The following is a 5,783-nucleotide window of genomic DNA, read 5'->3' as shown; positions in this document are numbered from 1 at the left end:
GAGGTCGTGACCTTGGGCGCGGGCCGCGCTGACGGCGGCACGCAAGGCCACCAGACCATCGCTCGGATGTGAACGCAGCTCGGTGTCGAGCTGCTTCGCATACCGCACCCCAAAATCCGCCACCTGCGCGTTGAGGTGGTTGTGCAAGGCTTGGCGAATCTCCGCCAAGCTGCCGCTGGCATCGACCATGGAGAAATCCCAGCGCAGCACAAAGTAGCTATTGCGCCGCTTGGTGGGCTCACGGCCAATGGCCAACCCGCCGAACAGCGCATCGAATTCCCCGGCACGGGCAAGATCGTAGTAGTTCTCCAGCGTCGTCAGCCAGGCGGTCTTGCCGAAACGGCGCGGGCGCAGGAAGAGCACTTGGTCACTGACGGTTTCCAGCGTGCGGATGCGCTCGGTGCGATCGGCATAGTAGTAGCCGTCGGTGATGATCTTGTGGAAGTCAGCGGTGCCGTAAGGGAATTTCATCGCGGATGATCAGAGCGCAGACCATGAGGCAGTATAACGGAGCCGTTCTTCTGAACGTGCCGCCGGAGCGCGGCCTCCTCCTTAAAACCGATCCGTTTCCCGGAATCAACTTTAACGGTGGCACGGCCGAGCGTGAATACCGCAGGCCTGTTCTTCCCGGGTTACGGCCCCACACAGCGAGATTCAACAGCATCGGCAGCACTCGACCAGTCCGGCGCATGCCGCGCTGCGGTTTGAGCAGAAGCGAGCGGCCTGGCATTCGATCCTTGACTGGCTCGAGGTCGATCCATGCGCTCGATAACATCGACGAGGCTTCGCTGGGCAGGAACAAAAACCCATTCAGGGTTCACGCCAAGCAGCCATTGTCTTGGGCCGGCTGTGCGTGAACCCTGTCAATGCAGATAGAGCGCGTCAATCGCTCAGATGATTTGATATCGGTCGACGCTGAGCGAGATGGCGAATGCGACGGCTGCGTACTTGGGCCAGACCCAAGAGTCCAGCTCCGAGCAGCAGGAGAGTCCCGGGCTCCGGGGCGGGCGTCGGCGGTGGGGGCGATGTCAGGTTCATGACGCTCGCGACACTCAGGTTCCAGTCGTAATTCCCGAGAGCAAAAGAGTTGTTGCCGAATGCACCTCCCTTCAACGTGAATGCGCCTTCTAACGTCTCGGTGATTCCGGGGGCGAGATCGAGTTCCAGCTAGGGTGAGCCGTTGTCCACCACCAGTGCTCCGGAAGTGCCGAGAGGGGAACCATTTTTCCTATCCCCCAAAGAGGTATCCGAGACAAGATCACTGAAGACATCTTCAGGGAAAGACGGGGGCTGTACGTCCAGCGTGAGCTCGGAATCAGCGAAGGCATCCGGCCCATCAGCGCTGAAGCTGTTGGTGAAATCAATCATCCATGTGATTCGGTAGGTATCTGTGATCGAGTTGTTGGCGATCGTCATCGACAAGTCGACGCCGGACTCAAACTCAGCATCGTCTTGGTCGGAAGACGCGGAGCCTTCGCCAACCCTTGCGTGGAGATGCTCCCTTGAACGGAGACCGAAGCGTTTCCTAGGGACGAGAACGACGGAAACGAACGAGCGTGCGATGGCGCAAAGACCAGGCTAGTGTTGTCAACAGCGCGACATGAAGAATGTCCGGTCATCGATAATATCTGACCCTCTGCATGTCCCTCGATCACCCGACCAAGGGTTTCGATATCTTTTGCGCTGCCCCGAGCCGCCATGGCCGCGATCTCCGGGTCAACCCGGTTGCTGATGTCGTCCGCGTCGCCGGGCGCCAATCGTTCATACTCACCGCTTGGCTCTACGCCACGGGGGACATCCTGGCCGAGGTCCGCCCCAAGGTTGAGCACGCCTGAAACAGCAAGATCAGGGGATAACAAATCGATCGGACGTCGCGATTCGAGCGCATAGGGTTATGCCAGTCGCTGAGCTGAGTTCTGCCGCGATGTTCTCAGGGTTATGCGCGACTGGCAGCCTCCGCCTGCTATCGCACCGATCAAGACCGCTTCATCCCGCGCTGGATGAGCCCGTCGCCGAGCTTGTCGCGGATGGCGTCGAGTGTTTGGTCGAGCTTCATCGTGGTCAGCGTCGAGCGCTGCGGCTCCATGGCCGCGAAGAGATCAGGCTGAGTTGGACAGGACGTTGGCTCCCAACCGGACAGACCAACCCCGATGAGCCGCACGGGTCGACCGCGCCAAGGACTGGAGGCGAACAGCTCCCAGGCGATCTGGAAGATCAGCTGATCGCTCGCTGTGCGCTGGCTCAGGGTCCGCGAGCGGCTGTGGGTCTCGAAGGGCTGCAGGCGCAGCTTGAGCGTCACCAGCACGCCGGCAAGCTGCTGATGTCGGGCGAGGTAACCGACCTCCTGGGCGGCCCAACGTAGGGTTTCGCGCAACTGCTGCTCATCGGTGACATCCTCGCCAAAGGTCGTCTCTTTGGAGATCGATTGCCGCTGCGTGATCGGCTGCACCGCGTCGTCGGCGATGCCGCGCGCCTGCAGATGCAGGGCGGTGCCGGCGCTTGCGCCCAAGGCCTGGCGCAGGCGCTCGAGGGGTTGTTGCCGGAGATCGCCAACCGTCTTCAGGCCCATCGCCAGCAGACGCAGCGCCGTCTTGGTGCCAACGCCGCGCAGCACCGAGATCGGCATCGGGTCCAAGAACGCCTGCACCCGGTCCGATTCGACGACGCGCAGTCCATCCGGCTTGCTGGTCTCCGAGGCCAGTTTGGCGATCAGCCGGTTGGGGCCGATGCCGACCGATGCGGTGAGTCCGGTGTTGGACTGGATCAGCCTCTTTGCGCGCTCGCCGATGCGCTCGGGCGAACCGATCAGGCGTTCCAGCCCGGAGACATCGAGATAGGCCTCATCGATCGAGACCTGCTCGATGAGCGGCGAGAGCTGCTTTAGCAGGCCCATGATCTGCTGCGAGACCTCGGCATAGCGCGCCATGTCAGGGCGCCGATAGATGGTCTCCGGTGGCAGCCGGCGCGCTGCCTGGGCGATGGGCATCGCCGAATGCACGCCATAGCGGCGGGCCTCGTAAGAGCAGGTCGCCACCACCCCGCGACCGCCCGGCTGCGCGCCGACCACCAGCGGGAGTCCGCGCCACTGCGGATGGTCGCGCTGCTCGATCGCCGCATAGAAGGCGTCGAGATCCAGGTGCATGATCAGGTGCTTGGTGTTGATTGCTGCCATGGATAAAGGATTCAATTCAGGCGCGGCCCAATAGCCAGGCTGTAACCTCGCTCAGCACCGCGTTCGCACAGGTCGATCTACGCTAATGACGAATTGACAAGCCACAAGCGCCTCAAGTGTTGACAACATCGGCTCGAATAGAGCGAGCTACGCCAGTATCGGATAGGTGAGATCGATCTCGTCGAGCGAGCGTGCTGCGCCGGCTGGGGAGTAAGGCGTGAAGCGCAGGGTGTCGGCGCCGCTCATCGGGCCAGCGATCTGCTTGAGTCGGGTCAAGCGTGCGCCTTGGCGCACCAGGTACAGCAGATAGGTGTCGCGCACTGTGGCCGCATTGACCTCGCTGGCGTGAGCGATACCCGCATCTGCAGCCAGTAGGCTCAAGCGGTCGATCAGATCCTCGAAGCTGTTGCGGTCTTGGCCCTCCCAGGCAGGGAGTGGATCGGTACTCGCGAAGAGCTCGAGTAACCGCGGTGGTAGCTTCAGCCTGCGGGTATCAAGCAAGAGCTCGCCATGGGTAAGGTCGAACTGCTGCTGTGTCAGTTCGGCCGCTTCGTTGGGTTGGACGCCGCAGAGTAAGAGTCCAATCAGTTGACGCTCACTGGCATCGGCCAGCTGCCAGAGGGCGTCGACTTCACCGATCATGAGTTGGCGTGGCGCCTGAGTTGAGGTGTCGGGCGTCGAGGCATCAGATGCTGGGGCGCCAAGCTGGACTGGCTGGGCTGGCGACCTTGCGCTGGGGGCACTCAGCTCGCCGGCAGTCTCATGCCTAGACAGTCGGCCTCCGAGATCAGCGTTGTTCGCTTGGTCACTTGCCTCGGCTCCCCAGATGCGCACGCCTGTGACTGGAAATGAGGGTCGAGAGCTGCGCGCTTTGGCATCGAGCCATAGCAGAATGAGGTTGGTGATCAGCCCGGCAGCGGTTGCTGCGACCAGCGTCAGCGCTAGGTCCTTACTGTAGTTTGGGCTGATCGGATCGCGCGGCGCGAAGGCCGGTTCGATGACCTCGATCTGTGGATAGCTGGCAAGGGCAGTGGTCTGAAGGCCCGTTTGCTGCGTTTCTACCTCGCGCCTCATCTCCTCCAGGCGATTCAAGTCCTGCTGCAGCGCCTCGAATTCGGCGAATCCAGATGAGAACCTCGATGCTCGCGCCTTCTGTTCGGTGAGCTCGCGCTGCAAATCGCGCACGCGTCGGCTGGCGAGCTCTGCGGCATTTCGGGCCTCGATTCGGGCCTGCTGTGCGCCTTCGCGAAGGACCTCATCGATACGCGCCTCGATGGATTCAAGACGCTCGATGATCCTGCGCTTGTTCGGGTCTTTCTGGATGAAGAGCTCGGTGTAGCGGTCCCGCAGTTGATCGGCCTGGGCGCGCGCCTGCTCGGCCTGCTGATTGAGGGTCGAGAGCTCATTCGCGAAGCGTTCAGGCAGTGCTCGCCGATCAATGCCAGCCGGACTCTCTAGCGCGTCGAGGCGCGCTCGCGCTCTGAGTGAGGCATCCTCGGCCTCGCCTAGGGTCTCCTGGAGTGTGTCCAGTCGCTTGAGTGCCTGGTTACTGTCGCGCCCTAAGGTGACAATGTCGAAGCGCTCGCGGAACTCGTCCAGCATCTGGCGTTTCGCCTGGATGCGCGCTTCCAGCAGGCGAGCGCGCTCGTCGAGCTGGTCCAGTCGATCCCCGACCTGGGTCTCGACCTCCCGCTCGCGTAGGGCTTGATAGGCGGCGAGCCATTCGTTGACGAGGCTGGCCAATAGCATGGGTTCGTCGCCGCTGGCGCTTAACTCCACCAGGTTGGTTAGAGGCACCGGGAAGACCTCTAGCATCATCAAGAGGTCATCCGCTGTCAGCGTTGTGGTCTCTGACGGGCCTCGATTGTTCGCATCGGTACCGACTGCGTTGCGCAGACGGACTAAGGTATCGTCCAGTAACTGACGGCCGAGCAACAGGCTGCGTTGAATGGCGACATGCTGCTCGTCGGCCACAGCGGCGCCGAAGCCGCTACGCTCCTCCGGGACGGTCGTCAGGACCGTGGCAGCAGCACGATAGACCGGCGGTCGACTGAAATTCCACAGACTCGCGGGTACAGCGACCAACGCAAAAGCGACGAGAAACCAGACGCCGTAAGACCATTTAGGCCGAGCGGGCGGCGGTGGTCGATCTTCCGCGGCATCGCGGGTGACGACCTCGATCTGGGGTAAGCGGTTGCTCTTTTGGCCCGTTCCCGTTTGAGCAGAGTCGGCGTTCCAGGCAAGCGCTTGGCTTGAGCGCTGATCGGAGCGCCGATTAGGGTCTATCCGGTCACGACCGTTGCGGGACATGGATCACATCGCCTTTTTCGTCAAGGAGGGCCTAGGTGCTAGGCAGACTCCCTCGCGCGGGCTGACGAGACGGGAGGAGTCCGCCACTATCCGAAGAGTCGACTGCAATCGTCGCTGATGCGCGGTCACTCGGCCGGATGCTCAGGACGCCAGTCTATCTCGTTTTCGCGGTTGGCGCGGTCCAGGAAGGGCTGTGCTTTGTGCGGCTGCTCTGTTAGACCTCGGCATAGCGCGCCATGTCAGGGTCAGAGGCGATAGTCTGCCAGTCGATCGGTTGGCACCTCAGGATCGGAGTAGAAGA

General features: G+C 62.1%; 6 protein-coding genes. 1 reads left to right on the top strand and 5 read right to left on the bottom strand.

Annotation, left to right across the window (positions count from 1 at the left end; translation table 11 throughout):
- From VBE63_RS23880 to VBE63_RS23875, 3 genes are all read right to left on the bottom strand, one after another.
- Nucleotides 1-471, bottom strand: a 471-nt coding sequence (locus VBE63_RS23880) for an AAA family ATPase (RefSeq protein ID WP_323685517.1), incomplete at its 3' end; no start/stop codon positions are given.
- Between the two features lie 411 nt (nucleotides 472-882).
- Nucleotides 883-1,038: a PEP-CTERM sorting domain-containing protein gene (locus VBE63_RS31595; RefSeq protein WP_416274656.1), complete on the bottom strand. Its 156-nt coding sequence runs from the start codon at nucleotides 1,036-1,038 to the stop codon at nucleotides 883-885.
- 129 nt (nucleotides 1,039-1,167) lie between these two features.
- Complete coding sequence (locus tag VBE63_RS23875; protein WP_323685516.1) at nucleotides 1,168-1,416, bottom strand: hypothetical protein; 249 nt, start codon at nucleotides 1,414-1,416, stop codon at nucleotides 1,168-1,170.
- A gap of 224 nt (nucleotides 1,417-1,640) precedes the next feature.
- Between VBE63_RS23875 and VBE63_RS23870 the strand changes: the two genes are divergently transcribed.
- The gene (locus tag VBE63_RS23870; protein WP_323685515.1) at nucleotides 1,641-1,835 is read left to right on the top strand and encodes a hypothetical protein; all 195 of its coding nucleotides are present in this window, start codon (nucleotides 1,641-1,643) and stop codon (nucleotides 1,833-1,835) included.
- Nucleotides 1,836-1,975: 140 nt separating this feature from the next.
- On the opposite strand, the gene dinB is transcribed toward VBE63_RS23870, so the two are convergent.
- Both dinB and VBE63_RS23860 read right to left on the bottom strand, forming a co-directional pair.
- Nucleotides 1,976-3,172 carry a DNA polymerase IV gene (gene dinB, locus VBE63_RS23865; protein WP_323685514.1) on the bottom strand — a complete coding sequence of 399 codons (1,197 nt, stop codon included), beginning with the start codon at nucleotides 3,170-3,172 and terminating at the stop codon, nucleotides 1,976-1,978.
- 147 nt (nucleotides 3,173-3,319) lie between these two features.
- The gene (locus VBE63_RS23860; protein WP_323685513.1) at nucleotides 3,320-5,482 is read right to left on the bottom strand and encodes a hypothetical protein; all 2,163 of its coding nucleotides are present in this window, start codon (nucleotides 5,480-5,482) and stop codon (nucleotides 3,320-3,322) included.
- Between the last annotated feature and the right edge of the window lie 301 nt (nucleotides 5,483-5,783).

The organism is Lamprobacter sp. (assembly GCF_034860625.1).
Lineage (GTDB): Bacteria > Pseudomonadota > Gammaproteobacteria > Chromatiales > Chromatiaceae > Lamprobacter.
Note: the sequence above shows the minus strand (reverse complement) of the source record. Positions and strands in the feature narration are given on the sequence as shown.

Bases quoted from the DNA above. Each gene is read 5' to 3' on its own strand.
- VBE63_RS31595 (WP_416274656.1), bottom strand. From the start codon at position 1,038: ATGAACCTGACATCGCCCCCACCGCCGACGCCCGCCCCGGAGCCCGGG.
- VBE63_RS23875 (WP_323685516.1), bottom strand. From the start codon at position 1,416: ATGACGATCGCCAACAACTCGATCACAGATACCTACCGAATCACATGG.
- VBE63_RS23870 (WP_323685515.1), top strand. From the start codon at position 1,641: ATGTCCCTCGATCACCCGACCAAGGGTTTCGATATCTTTTGCGCTGCC.
- dinB (WP_323685514.1), bottom strand. From the start codon at position 3,172: ATGGCAGCAATCAACACCAAGCACCTGATCATGCACCTGGATCTCGAC.
- VBE63_RS23860 (WP_323685513.1), bottom strand. From the start codon at position 5,482: ATGTCCCGCAACGGTCGTGACCGGATAGACCCTAATCGGCGCTCCGAT.